Origin of the sequence: Limibacillus sp. MBR-115 (genome assembly GCF_040549425.1) — a bacterium.
In the GTDB taxonomy this organism is placed as follows: Bacteria; Pseudomonadota; Alphaproteobacteria; order Kiloniellales; family CECT-8803; genus Limibacillus; species Limibacillus halophilus.
The window spans coordinates 485,332-502,209 of record NZ_JBEPTJ010000001.1; the positions used below are offsets into that span (position 1 = coordinate 485,332).

The following is a 16,878-nucleotide window of genomic DNA, read 5'->3' on the forward strand; positions in this document are numbered from 1 at the left end:
GTGCGTTCAGGCGGACATCTCACCCTGAACGGCGGCATAAGCCCAATCCAACCAGGGAAGGAGCCGTGTCATATCGCCGCTATCGACCGTAGCACCACCCCACAGCCGCAGCCCTGGAGGTGCGTCGCGGTAGCCGTTGATGTCGTATGCGACGCCTTCGGCCTCCAGCAGGGCCGCAATCTTCTTGGGAACGGATGCCTGTTCCTTTTCCGACAGCGCCGTAAACCAGGGCGATACGATTTTGATGCAAATCGACGTGCAGGAGCGCTGAGAGGGCTCGGTTGCCAGGAAATCGGCCCAGTCGCTTGTCGATACCCAACGGGCGACCGCAGACAGGTTGGCCTCCGCGCGCGCTTTCAAAGCCGGGAGGCCGCCGATCTCCACCCCCCAACGCAGGCTATCCAACTGATCCTCGACGCAAAGCATCGAGGGGGTGTTTATCGTGGCGCCCTCGAACACCGCCTCATCCAATTTACCGCCTTTGGTGAGCCGAAAAATCTTGGGCATCGGCCACTCGGGCTGATAGCTCTCCATGCGCTCGACCGCGCGTGGACTCAAGGCCAGCATGCCGTGCGCCGCTTCGCCCCCCATAACCTTCTGCCAGGACCAGGTCACGACATCCAAGCGATCATACGGCAAATCCATCGCGAAGACCGCTGAGGTCGCATCGCAAATCTTGAGGCCCGGTCCTTCGGGAATCCAATCGCCGTCGGGCAATCGGACACCGGATGTCGTGCCATTCCAGGTGAAGACAAGATCACGCTCACCATCAACGGCAGAGAGATCCGGCAAGGACCCGTAATCGGCCTTCAATACGCGAACATCGGAAAGCTTGAGTTGCTTGACCACATCCGTCACCCAGGCGCTGCCGAAGGATTCCCAAGCGAGCATATCCACCCCTCTTGGGCCCAGCAGGTTCCACAAGGCCATCTCGATAGCGCCGGTGTCGGAGGCTGGAACGATTGCCAAACGCCAGCCTTCGGGCAACCCGAGCAACCGCTTGGATAGCTCGATTACCTCGGCCAATCTGGCCTTCCCTTCCCTGGCGCGGTGCGACCGTCCCAGAAAGGCATTGGACAGCACCTCCGTCGACCAGCCCGGCCGCTTTGCACAGGGACCCGAGGAGAAGTTCGGGTTCTGCGGCTTAACCGCGGGCGGTTGCACGGATGTCAGGGGTCGTGCCGTCGGATTCATCTGTCGTTCCCTTGCATTAGATGGTCGCTATCTGACAGTTTCGGCGCGGAGTTTAGGAGCCATGTTGCGGCGCGTCAACGCAGCCGAACCAAATTTTATCTTGGGCAGCAGCGGAGCAATCTCATAATTTTGCTGCGTTGCAAAATAAATTTACCTTCCTAAGAGGTATCGGACTAGGGGACACTAGGTTGGAACAGGGAAGAATCCATACATGACGCAACAGATACTGCTGCTAGGCATCATAGCTGCGACTCTGCTCCTCTTCGCCTGGGGCCGCTGGCGATATGATCTTGTTGCGGTCGTAGCACTCATGGCCAGTGTCACGCTTGGATTGGTGCCAGGAGAAGACGCCTTTTCCGGCTTTGGCCACCCGGCGGTAATAACGGTAGCCGCCATTTTGGTGATCTCCCACAGCCTCCAGAACTCAGGCGTGGTTGCCGGCATCGGCCGCATTCTAAATCCAGCGGGGCGCTACCCTGTCGGTCAGGTCTTTGTCTTGACCGGGACAACGATGCTGCTTTCGGCCTTCATGAACAATGTCGGCGCTCTGGCTTTGATGTTGCCGGTCGCTATCAACGCGGCACATATCAGCGGACGCCCGCCCAGCCAGCTCCTGATGCCCATATCCTTCGGGTCACTTCTGGGTGGCACGCTAACGCTGATCGGCACACCACCCAATATCATCATAGCGGCGTACCGGGAGCGCGAAACCGGCGTGGCCTTCGGATTGTTTGACTTTTCACCGGTCGGCTTGGGAATTGCCGGGTTGGGCTTGCTTTACATCGCGTTCCTTGGGTGGCGATTGCTGCCGGGCCGGGAGAACGAAAGCGCCCCGGCAGCGGAGCGTTTTGAAATAGAAGACTACATCACGGAAGTACGGATTACCGAAGGTTCGACCCTGGCCGGGCGTCGACTTGTGGACTTGGAAACGATGGCGCAATCCGACTTGGCGGTGGTGGCGCTGGAACGCCGTAAGGACCGGATGCTTGCCCCCTCGCCCTATCTACGTCTGCAAGTCGGTGATGTTTTGGTGCTGGAGACCGACCCCGCCACATTGAAACGCACAATGGAATCGGCGGGCCTGGAATTGATGGGTGCGCCGGAGTCGACTGCCAAATCGCTCCGCAGCGACCGTGTCGGGCTGGTGGAAGTCGTGGTCACGCCAGGATCGCGTTTCGAGGGCCGTACCGTCCGCAACTTGCGTCTGCATACCAGCTACGGGCTCAACCTGCTCGGCGTCTCGAGGCGCGGCGAGCGCATCACCGACCGTTTGGGACAAGTACGCTTTCACGCCGGTGACGTGCTCCTGCTCCAAGGCGAGATCGAGGCCCTGTCGGCAACCTTTGCATTGCTGGGTGTCTTGCCTCTCGCACAGCGCGAGCTGCCGGTACGGCGGCCGGATGGACTCGCTTGGCGAAGCCTGGCGGTGTTCGCGGCCTCGATTGTCTTGCTTCTGACAGGATTGCTGCCGCCACAAGTTGCCTTCGTCCTGGCGGTCGTCGCCTTGGTGCTGCTCGGCGACATCACTTTGCGTGAAGTTTACGAAGCGATCGACTGGCCGATCGTCGTCTTGCTGGGAGCAATGATCCCCGTTGGGCTAGCCATGGAGACCAGTGGTGCCGCAGCCAGCATCACCGCGCCCATTCTTGCCCTACAGGATAGTGCGCCAATTTGGTTGATCCTGATGTTGCTGATGGCAGTCACGATGTTGATGACCGACATCATGAACAATGCCGCCACTGCCGTTCTGATGGCCCCCATCGCAATCACTTTGGCGAGCGGCCTAGGGGTCAGCGCCGACCCCCTTCTAATGACCGTGGCCGTTGGTGCCTCTTCAACCTACCTGACGCCAATCGGGCACCAATCCAATCTGCTTGTCATGGGCCCGGGCGGCTATCGCTTCAGCGACTACTGGCGCATGGGTCTGTTGCTTGACTTGCTGATTCTGGTGGTCTCAGTGCCCTTGATCCTGCTGGTCTGGCCGCTGTAGCACCAGCGCCCGGCTTAGACCGTACGGCAGCGAAACATGTGCGTGATGTTATAGGTCATCACCGTCTCGCCATGCTGATTATCGACCCTATACTTCATGACCACGATGCCGCGGTCGGGTTTGCTCCGGCTCGCACGCTGTTCAACGACCTCCGCGGTGAGACCGAGTGTATCGCCGGGCCGAACCGGCCTCAGCCAACGCAGTTCGTCCATGCCGGGTGAACCCATTGAGCAGTGGTTGATCACATTGGCCTGGTAAAACATCCGAAAGGCGACCAGCAGGGTCTGAAACCCACTGGCGATCAGGCCGCCATAGGGGTTATCCAGGCACGTCGTATCGATGTGGAAAGGTTGCGGGTCGTAGGTGAAGGCAAAATCCAGAATCTGAGCCTCGCTCAGGCTGCAACGCGGCGCTGTGAAACTGCGCCCCGGCGTGAAATCTTCGAAGTAGAGTGCGGTCATCGATTTTACGTCCTCCGAGCCTGTCATCAGTCCGACAAATGGATCTTGCCGGTCATGTAGAGCGCGGCTTTGCCGGTCAGCAGCACACGGTCACCCGACAGGACACAAGCAAGCGTGCCGCCGCGCTTCGATATCTGTCGCGCCACCAAACGGGATTTACCCAACTCTTGCGCCCAGTAAGGCACAAGCACACAGTGCGCGGAGCCCGTAACCGGATCTTCGTCGATGCCCGCATGCGGCGCGAAATATCGCGATACGAAATCGCAGTGCACCGCGCTCGACGGATCAACGCCCGACGCGGTCACGATCAAGCCGTCACTTGCAAAGCCAGCGACCTGGCGGAAATCAGGGGCCACCGCCGCCACCGCAGCGGGGTCGGCAAGAACAGCCATCAACTTACCCGTGCCGTTCAGCGCCTGTAAGACGGCCAGCGGGGCGCTGCCCAGGGCCTGCTCCACCTGCTGACGCCGTTCAGCGCTCGCGGGCAACGGTGGCCGACTTGGAAAGTCGAGCGTCAGGTTGTCACCCTCCAATGTGACAAGCAATTCACCGGCAAGCGTATCGAATGCTATCCGCTTAGCGTCACGATCGAGGAAACGGCCGATGACATAGGCGCTGGCAAGGGTTGCGTGGCCGCAAAGATCCACCTCGTGGGCTGGCGTAAACCAACGCAGGGCATACCGGCCGGTTTCCTGGCGCACGAAATAAGCCGTTTCGGAGAGGTTGTTCTCTGCCGCGATCGCCAGCATCTGCTCGTCGCTCAACCAATGTTTCAAAGGCACGACAGCGGCTGGATTACCTGAAAAACTGCGCTCGGCGAAAGCGTCTATCTGGTAGAGATCAAGCTGCCTTTCCGCCATGACACTGCTCCCTAGAGATCATCCGGTCTAACGGTGACACAATGATTGACCGGCCCGCTGCCACGTCCCAGCCCAGGCGCACTGGCCAGGGCTGCACGCAGATATCGCCGTCCGCGGGCCACCGCGTCGGACAGGGTCATACCCTGCGCCAGACCCGTTGCTATCGCCGAGGCCAAGGTACAGCCGGTTCCATGATTCTCCTGCGTGTCGATCCGGCTGTCCGTAAAGCGTTCCACACCTGATCGGGTTACAAGTACGTCGGTCAGAACGTCGCCTTTCATGTGACCGCCTTTGACCAGTACCGCCGCCGCGCCCATGGCATGCAACTGCAGACCGGCGCGCTCCATTGCATCCGGATCACCGATGGAAAGCCCGGTCAATGCTTCGGCTTCTGGAATGTTCGGTGTGATGAGCGCCGCCAGCGGCAGCATCCGTGCTGCCAGGGTCGCAACCGCGGAATCCGCCAGCAATGAGGCACCGCTTTGGGCAATCATCACCGGATCGACAACGAGCGGAATACCGGCGCCTGCCGTCTCCAGGACTTCAGCGACCGCTTCTATGGTCGCCACATCATGCAGCATGCCGGTCTTGATGACATCGGCGCCGATATCTTCCAGTACAACCTGCATCTGCTGCTGGATGAAGGTCGGCGAGATAGCTTCAACACCGAAAACACCCTGGGTATTCTGAGCCGTCAAAGCCGTTATGGCTGTCGCCGCAAATCCACCCAGCGCCGTCACAGTCTTGATATCGGCCTGTATGCCCGCGCCACCGCCCGAGTCCGACCCTGCTACGATCAGGACGCGTCCATTACAGTGCATGTTATCTCTTTATCCCTTGCTAACGCCTGCAGCGGCAATCATCTCGGAAAGCCCGATCACAACCTTTTCCACACTAATCATGTCATCGCCTTCGGCCATGACGCGGATCACCGGTTCGGTGCCCGAGGGACGGATCACCAAACGTCCGGTTTTTCCCAAGCTCGCCTCGGCCTCTGCAATCGCAGCCTTCACTGACGGGGCATTCAAGACGGAACGGTCCACGACTCTGACCGAACGAAGGAGTTGAGGCAAAGGCTCGAAAACATGCACAACCTCGCTGGCCGGTCGTTGCCGTTCGACCAGGGCAGCCAGAACTTGCAGCGCCGCGATCAGACCGTCGCCGGTCGTCGTGTAGTCGGTCATAACGATATGGCCCGACTGCTCGCCGCCCAGATTAAAACCGCCGCCGCGCATACGCTCCACGACATAGCGATCACCCACGGGCGTGCGCTCCAGCGCGATACCTTCCGTTGCCAGGAAGCGCTCAAGACCCAGATTGGACATTACCGTCGCCACAACGGCACTGCCACGCAATCGCTGCTGGCGCTGCCATAGGGCTGCGATCAAGCCCATCACCTGATCGCCATCGATCACCTGACCGCGTTCGTCCACCAGAATCACCCGGTCCGCATCGCCATCCAACGCGACGCCAAGGTCGGCCTTTTCGGCAACCACCCGTTCTGCCAGGGCTTGCGGCGCAGTCGCACCACATCCGGCATTGATGTTGATGCCATCCGGTGTCACACCGATTGCCACCACTTCTGCGCCCAATTCGTAGAAGACGCGCGGCGCTACGGCGTAAGCGGCACCATGAGCGCAATCGACGACGACCTTGAGGCCCTGGAGAGTCATCTGACGCGGAAAGGATTGTTTGACGAACTCGATGTAACGGCCTCTGGCGTCATCCAACCGACGGGCACGCCCTAGGTCTTCCGCCGGAACGCGCAGGTCGGCTGTGCCCTGCGCGATGCGGTTTTCTATGGCGCTCTCCTCGGCATCGGACAACTTGAAGCCATCGGGACCGAAGAACTTGATCCCGTTATCGGCGAAGGGGTTGTGGGAGGCAGAGATCACAACGCCCAGGTCCGCGCGCAGCGTGCGTGTCAGCATACCCACCGCTGGCGTCGGCACTGGACCCAACAGCACAACGTCCATACCCACAGAGATGAACCCCGCGGTCAGCGCTGGTTCGAGCATGTAGCCGGATAGACGCGTATCCTTGCCGATCACCGCTAGCGCGTGTCTTTCACGCCGAAACCGCGAGCCTGTTGCCATGGCAAGGGAAAGCGCCATCTCGGCGGTCACCGGCTCGCTGTTGGCGCGCCCTCGCACTCCGTCGGTTCCAAAAAGATTTCGCGTCTTGGTCATCGTCCGCCCTATGGACCCGTCATCCGGAAAAGCTCAATCGACAAGAGATTGAATGAAGCCCTATAGCAGCAATAAGGCCACTGCAAGGCAAGCCCGGATCGCGATTAAGAGCTAGGCGCAGATGCAATGGCTTGCTGAAGGGTCAAAGCCTGGCGGGTTTGAGCCACATCATGCACCCGAACCATCTGCACGGCGCGCTCCACCCCAGCAAGAGCACAGGCCAGCGACCCGGCCAAGCGGTCCTTGGGTGCTTCGTCACGACTCAAACCGCCGATGAAGCGCTTCCGACTAGCACCCAACAGCACGGCACAACCTGTGCCGTGAAAAGCCGCCAGCCGGTCAAGTAACGTCAAGTTATGGCCCACCGTCTTGCCAAAACCGATACCCGGGTCTACGGCGATTTTATCCTTGCTGATTCCGGCTGCCTCGCAGGCCGCCACCCGCTGGCAGAGATAATCGAAGACCTCGGCCGTTACATCGTCGTACCGCGGATCTTTCTGCATGGTTTCAGGCTTACCCTGAATGTGCATCAGAATGACCGGCAGAGCCAGCTCCGCCGCAACAGAAAGACTGTCCGGGTCGTAGCTCAATGCAGTAACGTCGTTGATAATACTTGCCCCAGCCGCAGCCGCCTCGCGCATGACCATAGCCCGGCGGGTGTCGATGGACACCGCTGCCCCCCGTTCAGCTAAGCCGCGTACGACAGGCAGTACCCGACGCAACTCTTCCTCGACGGAAACCGGGGCCGCACCGGGCCGCGTCGACTCACCGCCGATATCCAGTATATCCGCGCCGGCCTCCAGCATCGCCAAGCCAGCCTCGATCGCCACGCCGCCATCATAGCGATCACCGCCATCGGAAAAGCTATCCGGCGTCACATTGATGATACCCATGATCTTCGGGCGACCGAGGTCGAGATCCGCAAAAGCTGCACGCGGTTGGGTCAGGTTCCGCAGCAACGCCGCGATGGTATCCTTCTCCAACGGACACTGCAGCGTGGCCCAAGCAAGCAATTCATCCGTTGGCAGGATGGCGCGCGCAATCTCTGCTTTGCCCTGGCGCACCGTGACCTCGCAATGGGTAAACGCCATCGGACCACCGACCAGCGGTAGGGCGCCGGCGCGTTGGTGGTCGCCCCTGGCCAGACCAAGCGGCAGCAGTAGAACTGTTCGCGCAAGCGTTGCGCCCCCCGATCGTTCAGTCATCTCCCCCACCTAACAGGCCTCCCCGAAAGCAAAGAAGCGACTGACACACAATCAGTCGCTTCTTTCACAAAACAATGCTCTTCAACACGCTCGAAACCGGTGGCCTTGTACGTCAGCTACCGGGCTGCGGCTCAGGCGAAAGCCCCCCGGGGGCGCCCTTGTCGCTACCCTTGGGATGGCCGCTGCTGGGAACCGAGGCGCGTCGCCCCGCACTGCCACCCGCGGCAGCATCGCCGGCACCTGGGTCCGACCGATCGATGGTCTCGCCCCGCAGGAGAGCCTGGACATCCGCCCCGGAAAGCGTTTCGAACTCCAGCAATCCCTTGGCGATCTTGTGCAGATCGTCGATGTGCTCCTTCAAGACTTCCGTCGCCTTGACTTCTGAGGTGTCGATGATACGGCGTATTTCTTCGTCGATCAGCTTGGCTGTCGCCTCTGAAATGTGTTGCGCGCGCGCCACCGAATGACCAAGGAAGACTTCCTCTTGATTGTCCTCGTAACGCAACGGACCGAGCTTCTCGCTCATACCCCATTCCGTTACCATGCGCCGCGCGAGATTGGTTGCTTGCTGAATATCGTTGCCCGCGCCCGTGGTAATGTTTGCATTGCCGTAGATCAGTTCTTCTGCGACACGACCGCCGAACATCATCGCGAGCTTGGCCATGATCTCGTTCTTCTTGAAGCCGTAGCGATCACGCTCAGGCAGATTCATGGTCACGCCCAGCGCCCGTCCGCGCGGTATGATGGTTACCTTATGCAGAGGATCGTTGCCCGGCACGAAGAGCCCGACCAACGCATGGCCCGCCTCGTGGTAGGCGGTCAGTTCCTTTTCGTCCTCGGTCATCACCATCGAGCGCCGCTCGGCCCCCATCAGAACCTTGTCTTTAGCGGATTCGAAATCCGACTGCGTCACCACGCGCTTACCGGAACGGGCGGCGATCAAAGCCGCCTCGTTTACCAGGTTAGCGAGGTCGGCGCCGGAGAAGCCCGGTGTACCCCGGGCCAGAACCCTGGCCTCGACATCTGGTGCAAGCGGGACCTTGCGCATGTGCACCCGCAAAATCTGCTCGCGGCCTAAAACATCGGGGTTGGGAACCACCACCTGACGGTCAAAGCGGCCCGGGCGCAGCAAGGCCGGGTCGAGAACATCGGGGCGGTTGGTCGCAGCGATCAGAATAACGCCCTCATTGGACTCAAAACCGTCCATTTCGACCAGCAGCTGGTTGAGGGTCTGTTCGCGCTCGTCATTGCCGCCGCCAAGGCCGGCGCCGCGATGACGGCCAACCGCATCGATCTCGTCGATGAAGATGATGCAGGGTGCATTTTTCTTACCCTGCTCGAACATGTCGCGGACGCGGCTTGCGCCAACACCCACAAACATCTCAACGAAATCGGAGCCCGAAATGGTGAAGAAAGGCACATTCGCCTCACCTGCGATGGCGCGGGCCAGAAGCGTCTTGCCAGTCCCCGGCGGGCCAACAAGCAGCACACCCTTGGGGATGCGCCCGCCCAACCGCTGGAACTTGTGCGGATCGCGCAAAAACTCGACGATCTCCTCCAGCTCCTGCTTGGCCTCCTCGATACCCGCCACATCCTCGAACGTGACACGGCCGGTTTTCTCGGTCAGCAGGCGCGCGCGTGACTTGCCAAAACCCATGGCTTTGCCACTGCCGGACTGCATCTGCCGCATGAAGAATATCCAAACGCCGATCAAAAGCAGCATCGGGAACCAAGAGACCAGGATCGAAAGCAGTGCATTGGGTTCTTCTTCCGGCGCTGCTTGAACCCGGACACCTGCCTGCATCAACTGATCGATGATCTGCGCGTCGTTGGGCGGCGAGTAAGTTTGGAAACTTGTCCCATCAGAAAGATGGCCAGATATCTTTTCGCCTTGGATCACGACATCGCGGACACCACTCGATGTCACACGTTCAACGAAGTCGGAGTAGGCGAGTTGTTGCTGTACTCCACGAGGCCCACTTCCCTGAAACACGCTGAACAGCGCGAAGAGAAGTAAGATAACGACAATCCATAGCGCTGCGTTGCGGCTGAAGTTCACGTCTTTTCCGTCCTCTGCGGTACGTTGCCAAGTCTATCACGGATGGACATGGCGCGCCGCTTTCAATTAATCCGTCCTAAGCTAGATAATGTGCCTTTCGTTCTGGACAACTGTAAAGCCTCCAGCAGAAAGTGGAAAAATTGGCCTAAAGCGGCATTTTACCGCTAAATCTTTCGGCCAATCGGGGCAGTACCAGCCTGTGAGCGGTACGGCAACCAATTTGTCACCCTGCCAAATCGCCGGAATTGCCAGGCGGGCCGGATGTGGTTTGGCTCGCAGGCTACTTTCGGCATTAGCAGCGCAAAGCCCCTTCCAGCCTTTGTTTCCAAGGGCTGCCGCGCGAAATCCCCGATCTCCCAGCCGTTCGCCATAACCGGCCTCGACGGAAACCGAGAGGAGAAATCTGCCGTCCCATAGAAATTGAGCCTCAACCATGGGCTGGGATGTCGTAAGAGCTAACTCGCGAAAGATCAACAAATCGTCAAGACGGCCTTCGATCAAACAACCGCCCAAGGTGCGACGAAATGACTTTCCAGCAGCAATCTCGGACAGCAATCCCTCAAGGGCGCGCCCACGCGGCGGGTAGACGGCGCCGCCGACCGTCATCAAGGCCCGTGCCAGCAGTGCCTTCGCATCGGTATCAGAACCTTGCTTTAATGCGCCGCGCTCAAGCAGCAAGCAGCCAAAGGGGTCCAGTCGCGCATGGCGCGCGAACCAGTTGGCCAACCGCCTTTCAGTCTGGTCTCTCACAAAGCCATGTCCGCGCGCACTGTCCGCCAACTCACCGACCCTGCCGGCAGCGTCTGTCTGCAATTCCTCGCGCAGGCGCACGCGGGTGAAGCGGCGATCCCTATTACTGGGATCTTCGATCCAGGCCAGCTCCCGATCAGACAAGAAGCACCTCAAATCTTGTGGATTGACCGCCAGCAAGGGCCTGACCAATCGCAAATCCGGCAGATCACGGATTGCAGGCATAGCACTCAGGCCGCTCTCCCCACTGCCTTTGCGCTGCCGCAGAATCAGCGTTTCGGCTTGGTCCAACGCGTGATGGCCCAGAAAAAGGTGCAAAACCGTATTTTCGCGGCACCATTCAAACATCAACCGGTAGCGAGCGTCCCGCGCTGCAGCCTGAATCCCGCTGGCCGGGCGGGGGCCGCTCCAGGTTAGGATTTCCTGCCTGATACCCAATCCGTCCAGCACTTTGCCGGTCGCCTCGGCTTCGGCTCGCGCGTTTTCCCGCAAACCATGATCCACGGTCAAAGCCGTTACCATCCCGCCCAAAGAGACAACTTGCTCGTGAAGAAGAACCGTCAGCGCGAGAGAATCAGCGCCACCTGAACAGGCTACCGCGAAATGGGGGCTATTCTCGTAGGGGCCAAAGCGTTCCATCGCGAACTTGAAAGCCGCGACAGTACGTTGAGCACCGCCTGACAGCGCGCGTTCCTGCATTAAGAACAGCCGAAGCGTTGGCGTTCCAACTGAACCTTCTGCTGTATATTGGCCGGGGCGGTCGGAAACCGCTGCTGCAACTGCGCAAACGTGGCGCAGGCATTTTCATTGTCACCAAGCTGACCCAAAGCCATACCCAGCTTCAGAAGGTTATCCGGTGCCTTTGCGCTGTTAGGAAACTCCTGGAAGCCTTCAGCGAAGGTCACCGCCGCATTCTGGTAGTCGCCACGCACGTAATAGGTTTCTCCCAGCCAGTACTTGGCGTTGGATGAAAGAATATGATCGGGATGCTTCTCAAGGAACGAACCCAGCGCCACTTCTGCCTCGTCAAAGCGGGTTTGACGTAAAAGGCTCAGAGCGAACTCATACTGCGCTTCGACCGAACCTTCCGGCAAGGTCACCTTGACCGGTGCGGAAGCGGTTTGCTGCCCAGCGGCAGCGCTCGTCCCTGCCGTGGCATCCGCAGGTTTGTTTTGTTGCACGCGGGCCAGTTCATTCTCACTGACTTGCCCAAGCACGCCAGGCTGCGGGGCGCTTCCCTGCGGTAATGCCGTAGCGGTGCCGCCGGTGCCAGTGTCCGTTGTTGCCGAGCTGGCGCCGGAAGCTGCGCTACCTGCATCCGTACCTTCGGAACTCGCACTGCCGAGCGCAGCGGCGCCGGCGGGGTTACCACCTTCAAGCACCGTTAAGCGATAATCCACGTCGGCGGAAAGTTTATCCAAGCGTTCCTGGTTCTGGGTGATTCGAAAGCTCATCTCTTCGATTTGGCCACGAAGCTGACGCAAGCTTTGCTCCAATTCACCCATACGTACCTCCAGGCGCGCGGCACTACCGGCAGGCAGTTCAGACGCTGCACTACTGCCGGTCGCAGTCCCACCCTGATAAACTGTCCGCTGCAGATCGGTCAGTTCGCGCTGCAGACGATCCACCTGATTCTGCAGTGCCTGTACGTCCTGCGCGTGGGCTTGCGGCTGTAGGGCCAGAAGCACTAACAAAGCCAGGGCGCCAAGGTAGGCGCGATTGCTTTGCAACATTCGAGAAAAGGCATTCAGTTCAGGCATGTAAGACACTCTCACAGGATTTCGGCCATTAGACATTAACCATTGTCGCACGGAATGGCTAAACCGCAGCGCACTCCAAAGGATGTCCGAAGTCTAACCGAGCTTTACGCGGTTTGTTGGCAGAATTATGGCGATCATGGATCGATGGCCCAAAGCAAAGGGCGCTTGCCGTCGCCAGCAAGCGCCCTCCGGTATCAAAATATCGCTGGCGGGCTTAGTTAACCAAGAAGACCGCGCGACGATTCTGTGCCCAGGATGCTTCGTTGGACCCTAACACAGCAGGCCGTTCCTCGCCGTAGGACACCGTCCGCAAGCGGCCGGAGCTCACACCGAGCGCCGTGAGGTAGTCGCGAGCAGAGGTGGCACGGCGATCACCGAGCGCCAAGTTGTACTCGCGCGTACCGCGCTCGTCGGCGTGACCTTCGATGGTCAAGGTCACCGACGGGTTGGTATTCAGCCATGCTGCAACTCGGTCGAGAGTGGCGCGAGCATCGCTCTGCAGATCATACTGGTCGAGACCAAAGAAGACTCGGTCGCCAACATTGACAACGAGGTCCTCTTGAGTGCCCGGCGTAGGGCCTGCGACCGGTGCGGCCTGCTGGCCGCTGCTCATGCTGTCGCCACCGTCCTTGGGCGTTGATTCACACGCCGTCAGGAGGATGAGGGCCGCGAAAATAGAAAGGAATTTGAAGCGCATAGTATCGATCCCTTCAGTACCCTTGACCGCATTGCTTCCCATTATGGGTCATGGCCAAGGTTGTGTGTTTCGCTTGGGAAAGTGCGTTTGTGCCGCGTGGCAACCTGTCCCCTGTTTCAACTGCGGCTCCCCCCATCGATCCCTGGGCCGCTCGTTTGCCAGACTATACTGGTCGGATATTACGGAATCAAGGGCGACCAAGCCGGATCCGAGGCGTCGATGGGCGTGAGCAACTGGCGGTCATTGAAGCCCGTCAGGTCGATCGTGTAAATCTTGCTCGACACCTCTCCACGGCTGTTCGCCCGCCCCTGACGGTAGTAGGCAAGCACGCGCCCATTTGGCGCCCATGTCGGCGCCTCGACACGGAAATCGCGCACCAACATTCGCTCACCGCTGCCGTCCGGCCGCATGACGCCGATGTAGAACTCACCCTTGAACAACCTGGTAAAGGCGATCAAGTCGCCGCGCGGCGACCAGACCGGTGTTGCATAGCGTCCTTCGCCAAACGTGATACGACGCACGTTCGAGCCGTCGACATTCATCACGTAGAGTTGCTGGCTGCCGCCGCGGTCCGAATTGAAGACCACCTGGCTGCCATCGGGCGAATAGGATGGCGAAATATCAATGGAAGGGTCCGAGGTCAGGCGGCGTAATTCGCGCGTCCGCAGGTCAAGCGTGAACACATCCGAATTTCCGTCCCGCGCCAAACTCATGATAACGCTGTTCCCATTCGGCGAAAAACGGGGCGCAAAGGACATGCCCGGAAAATCGCCCAGTACTTCCTGCTGGCCGGTATTGAGATTGAAGAGATAGACCCTGGGAGTCCCATTAACGTAAGAAACGTAGGTAATTTCCTGGTTTGTCGGCGAGAACCGGGGGGTCAGAACCAGGTCGCTTCCGTCTGTCAGGAAGCGGTGGTTGGCGCCGTCCTGATCCATGATGGCCAGCCGCTTAACACGGCGGTTCTGCGCGCCGCTTTCCGCAATGTAGACAATACGGGTGTCGAAGTACCCTTCCTCGCCCGTCAGCCGCTTGTAGACCGAATCAGCGATGATGTGGGCGACGCGCCGCCAGTTTGCCGGGGTCGTCGCGTAAGCCAGGCCAAGCATCTGCTGCTGGGCGAAAACGTCCCAAAGGCGGAATTCAATCCGGAGGCGACCGTCGCCCTGCAATTCGGCGGTGCCGGCCACCAAGGCTTGAGTCTTGAGAACGCTCCACTCGCCAAAGCGCGGTGTTAGCGCGGTCGACTTCGCATCCTGAATGAACGACAGCGGGTCGAGCGGCACGAACAGGCCGGAACGCTCCAGATCGGCGCTTACTACGTTGGCGATATCCTGCCCCATGCGCGCCGCCTCGGGATTATCCGAGTAAAAGGCGGAAATGGCGATCGGCAGGGGCTCGATGGTGCCGCGCGTGATGTCGATGCGCAACTCAGCACGCGCATGCAACGGTGACAGCGCGACAAAGACGAGCAGCAAAAAGCTCACAAGGCTCAGGGTGCGTCTCATGGTTACTCTTTTCCTCCTTGGGGCCTTATAGCATTTTCGAGGGGTCGAATCGCATCGTGATCTGACGCCAGGTGTCATACTTCTTCAAGGGCACGGGCAAGGGTTGGCAGCGGAAAACCGCACGCAGCGCGCTTTCGGCAGCGGCGCGATAGAAAGGATCACCGCCCATGCGCGCCCGATCCACGACTTCTGCCTGGCTCACCGTACCGTCCGGATTCATGAAGAGCCTGATTTCAACGATCAAATTCTCTGCATTGCGGGCGCCGGCAGGCACGTTCCAGCAGCCTTCGATTTTACGGCGGATGGCGTCGATCTCGCTAATCGTCATTGGCTTGCTGGAAAGCTGCGCCGTCTCCGTCGGTTGCGGCTGCGGATCTTTCTTCGGCTGATCCTGCTCCTTGGCCGCCGGCTTCAAGTCCTTCAGCACGTTGTTGAGGATGGAATCCAATGAGCTGTCGGCTTTCTTGACCGGTTCCTTTTCCTGCGGCTTTTCGGCCAACTGAGGCGGCTTCGGTTTTTCCAACGGCACGGGAGGCGCCGGCGACGGTGTTTCATCGACGCGCTCTTCCTTCGGTGCAGGCACGGGATCGGGCAGCGGAGTTGGCTCCGGTTCCGGCTTGGGAGGCGCTTCCGCAACCTGGGGCGGTGGCTCAGGCTGAGGAATGGGCGTCGGCTCCTTGACCGGTTCAGGTTGCTTGGGTTCCGGAATCGGCTCCGGCTCATTCTTCGGTAAGGGCGGCGGTGTCGGCGGCTCCGATTTCTGCGGCGGCGGCGGTGGCGGCGCCTTTGCCGATTGTGTCGGCTCGGGGCGTGGCGTCGGCTTTTCCGGTGGCGCTTCCTTGGCCGGCTTTGCTGTCGTCACATCGTCGATGGTCACGACCTCGATCGGGACAGCGGGCGCGATCTCAAGCGGGTCCTGCTTGAACAACGGTAATCCTATTGCCATCAGCGCAATCACGCTGACGTGGAAGGTTGCAGAAAGGATGACCGCGCGGCGCATGGATCAGCCACCGCTTCCCTGTTTGGAAGACCCCTTGTCGCGCGGCATCTCTGCGATCAAGGCGACCTTCTTGAATCCGGCGGCGTTGACCAGCCCCATGACTTCCATAATACGGCCATAGGCGATAGCTCGGTCGCCACGCACAAAAATCTTGGCGTCTGGATTGCTGCCGGTAATGGCAATCAGGCGCGGCACCAGCTTTTCCAGATCAATGTTGGTGTCCTGTAGATAAACGCTGCCCTCGCGATCCACGGAAATAACCAACGGCTCCTGTGGATCAGAGATCATCTGCGCTTCGGTTTCAGGCAAATCGACAGGCACGCCAACGGTTAGCAAGGGTGCCGTCACCATGAAGACGATCAGCAGCACCAGCATCACGTCCACAAAGGGCGTGACGTTTATTTCGGATAGCGGGCGATAACGCTGACTGCGCCGCCCTCTGCCACTACCATGGATGACGCCTCCGGCCATGACTCAGTCCTCATCTTCAAGTTGACGGGACAGGATCGAACTGAATTCGCCGGCAAAGTTCTCCAGCCTCTGGGCATAGCGTCCCATGTCGTTCGACAGCTTGTTGTAGGCGATAACCGCTGGAATTGCGGCAACCAGACCGAGTGCGGTGGCAAAAAGCGCCTCGGCGATGCCAGGCGCCACGACAGCAAGACTCGTGTTCTTCGAGGCGGCGATGGAGGTGAAGGCGTTCATGATGCCCCAAACCGTGCCGAAAAGCCCGATGAACGGCGCCGCCGAACCGGTAGAGGCCAAAAAGATCATATGACGTTCCAGGCGCTCCATTTCCCGGCCCAAGGCAATGTCCATTACCCGCTCCAGGCGCAAACGCAGGCCCGCGCGCGCACTCTCGCTGTCGAGCGAGCGCCCGATACTGCGTCGCCACTCACGCATGGCCGAGACGAAGACCGCCGACATGGGATCGCTGGGACGGTCACTCATCCTGTCATAGAGGTCTTCCAGGGAGCCGCCGGACCAGAAGGTTTCCTCGAACTGGTTGGCGCGTGCCTTCAGGCGCCGCAGCTTCATCGACTTATCGATGATGATGGCCCAGCACCAAACCGATGCGGCCAGCAACAGGAGAATCACCAGCTTGACGATCGTATCGGCCTGTAAAAAAAGCGCCCAGACCGAGAAGTCGTGGGGCACTACCGACCCACCGAGGGTCACGCTGTCAATCACTTGTTGTTCCATGA

General features: G+C 59.8%; 15 protein-coding genes. 1 reads left to right on the plus strand and 14 read right to left on the minus strand.

The annotated features are described in order from the left end of the window. Nucleotides 1–6 precede the first annotated feature (6 nt). Entirely contained in the window at nucleotides 7–1,194 is a 1,188-nt protein-coding gene (locus tag ABIE63_RS02275) for a phosphoserine transaminase (protein WP_354502462.1), read from the minus strand. Nucleotides 1,195–1,405: 211 nt separating this feature from the next. Between ABIE63_RS02275 and ABIE63_RS02280 the strand changes: the two genes are divergently transcribed. Continuing rightward, on the plus strand, nucleotides 1,406–3,184 hold the full coding sequence (locus tag ABIE63_RS02280) for an SLC13 family permease (protein ID WP_183415577.1): 1,779 nt from the start codon (nucleotides 1,406–1,408) through the stop codon (nucleotides 3,182–3,184). A gap of 14 nt (nucleotides 3,185–3,198) precedes the next feature. Here ABIE63_RS02280 and ABIE63_RS02285 read toward each other — a convergent pair whose 3' ends face one another. The 13 genes from ABIE63_RS02285 to tolQ all read right to left on the minus strand — a co-directional run bounded on the left by ABIE63_RS02285 (nucleotide 3,199) and on the right by tolQ (nucleotide 16,876). Further along, nucleotides 3,199–3,645, minus strand: coding sequence for a MaoC family dehydratase (locus tag ABIE63_RS02285; protein WP_183415578.1), 447 nt, complete (start codon nucleotides 3,643–3,645; stop codon nucleotides 3,199–3,201). Between the two features lie 26 nt (nucleotides 3,646–3,671). Beyond that, nucleotides 3,672–4,505, minus strand: a complete 834-nt coding sequence (locus tag ABIE63_RS02290; protein WP_183415579.1) for a PhzF family phenazine biosynthesis protein — start codon at nucleotides 4,503–4,505, stop codon at nucleotides 3,672–3,674. An 11-nt stretch (nucleotides 4,506–4,516) separates the two neighbouring features. Further along, nucleotides 4,517–5,326, minus strand: a complete 810-nt coding sequence (thiD, locus tag ABIE63_RS02295) for a bifunctional hydroxymethylpyrimidine kinase/phosphomethylpyrimidine kinase (RefSeq protein WP_183415580.1) — start codon at nucleotides 5,324–5,326, stop codon at nucleotides 4,517–4,519. Nucleotides 5,327–5,335: 9 nt separating this feature from the next. Beyond that, nucleotides 5,336–6,694, minus strand: coding sequence for a phosphoglucosamine mutase (gene glmM, locus ABIE63_RS02300; protein ID WP_183415581.1), 1,359 nt, complete (start codon nucleotides 6,692–6,694; stop codon nucleotides 5,336–5,338). Nucleotides 6,695–6,798: 104 nt separating this feature from the next. Then, a complete protein-coding gene (gene folP, locus ABIE63_RS02305) occupies nucleotides 6,799–7,899 on the minus strand; it encodes a dihydropteroate synthase (RefSeq protein WP_183415582.1) in 1,101 nt (366 codons plus the stop codon). 112 nt (nucleotides 7,900–8,011) lie between these two features. Then, on the minus strand, nucleotides 8,012–9,958 hold the full coding sequence (gene ftsH, locus ABIE63_RS02310) for an ATP-dependent zinc metalloprotease FtsH (protein ID WP_183415583.1): 1,947 nt from the start codon (nucleotides 9,956–9,958) through the stop codon (nucleotides 8,012–8,014). 81 nt (nucleotides 9,959–10,039) lie between these two features. Further along, on the minus strand, nucleotides 10,040–11,407 hold the full coding sequence (tilS, locus tag ABIE63_RS02315; RefSeq protein WP_354502466.1) for a tRNA lysidine(34) synthetase TilS: 1,368 nt from the start codon (nucleotides 11,405–11,407) through the stop codon (nucleotides 10,040–10,042). Further along, the gene (gene ybgF, locus ABIE63_RS02320) at nucleotides 11,407–12,468 is read right to left on the minus strand and encodes a tol-pal system protein YbgF (RefSeq protein WP_354502468.1); all 1,062 of its coding nucleotides are present in this window, start codon (nucleotides 12,466–12,468) and stop codon (nucleotides 11,407–11,409) included. Before ybgF ends, tilS begins: the two co-directional genes overlap by 1 nt. Nucleotides 12,469–12,682: 214 nt before the next feature. Next, the gene (pal, locus tag ABIE63_RS02325; protein WP_183415586.1) at nucleotides 12,683–13,165 is read right to left on the minus strand and encodes a peptidoglycan-associated lipoprotein Pal; all 483 of its coding nucleotides are present in this window, start codon (nucleotides 13,163–13,165) and stop codon (nucleotides 12,683–12,685) included. A gap of 179 nt (nucleotides 13,166–13,344) precedes the next feature. Next, complete coding sequence (gene tolB / locus ABIE63_RS02330) at nucleotides 13,345–14,673, minus strand: Tol-Pal system beta propeller repeat protein TolB (protein WP_183415587.1); 1,329 nt, start codon at nucleotides 14,671–14,673, stop codon at nucleotides 13,345–13,347. A gap of 25 nt (nucleotides 14,674–14,698) precedes the next feature. Then, entirely contained in the window at nucleotides 14,699–15,673 is a 975-nt protein-coding gene (locus ABIE63_RS02335) for a cell envelope integrity protein TolA (RefSeq protein WP_354502470.1), read from the minus strand. A 3-nt stretch (nucleotides 15,674–15,676) separates the two neighbouring features. Continuing rightward, nucleotides 15,677–16,144 carry a protein TolR gene (gene tolR, locus ABIE63_RS02340; RefSeq protein WP_354502472.1) on the minus strand — a complete coding sequence of 156 codons (468 nt, stop codon included), beginning with the start codon at nucleotides 16,142–16,144 and terminating at the stop codon, nucleotides 15,677–15,679. Between the two features lie 3 nt (nucleotides 16,145–16,147). Beyond that, a complete protein-coding gene (gene tolQ, locus ABIE63_RS02345) occupies nucleotides 16,148–16,876 on the minus strand; it encodes a protein TolQ (RefSeq protein WP_354502474.1) in 729 nt (242 codons plus the stop codon). Nucleotides 16,877–16,878 lie beyond the last annotated feature (2 nt).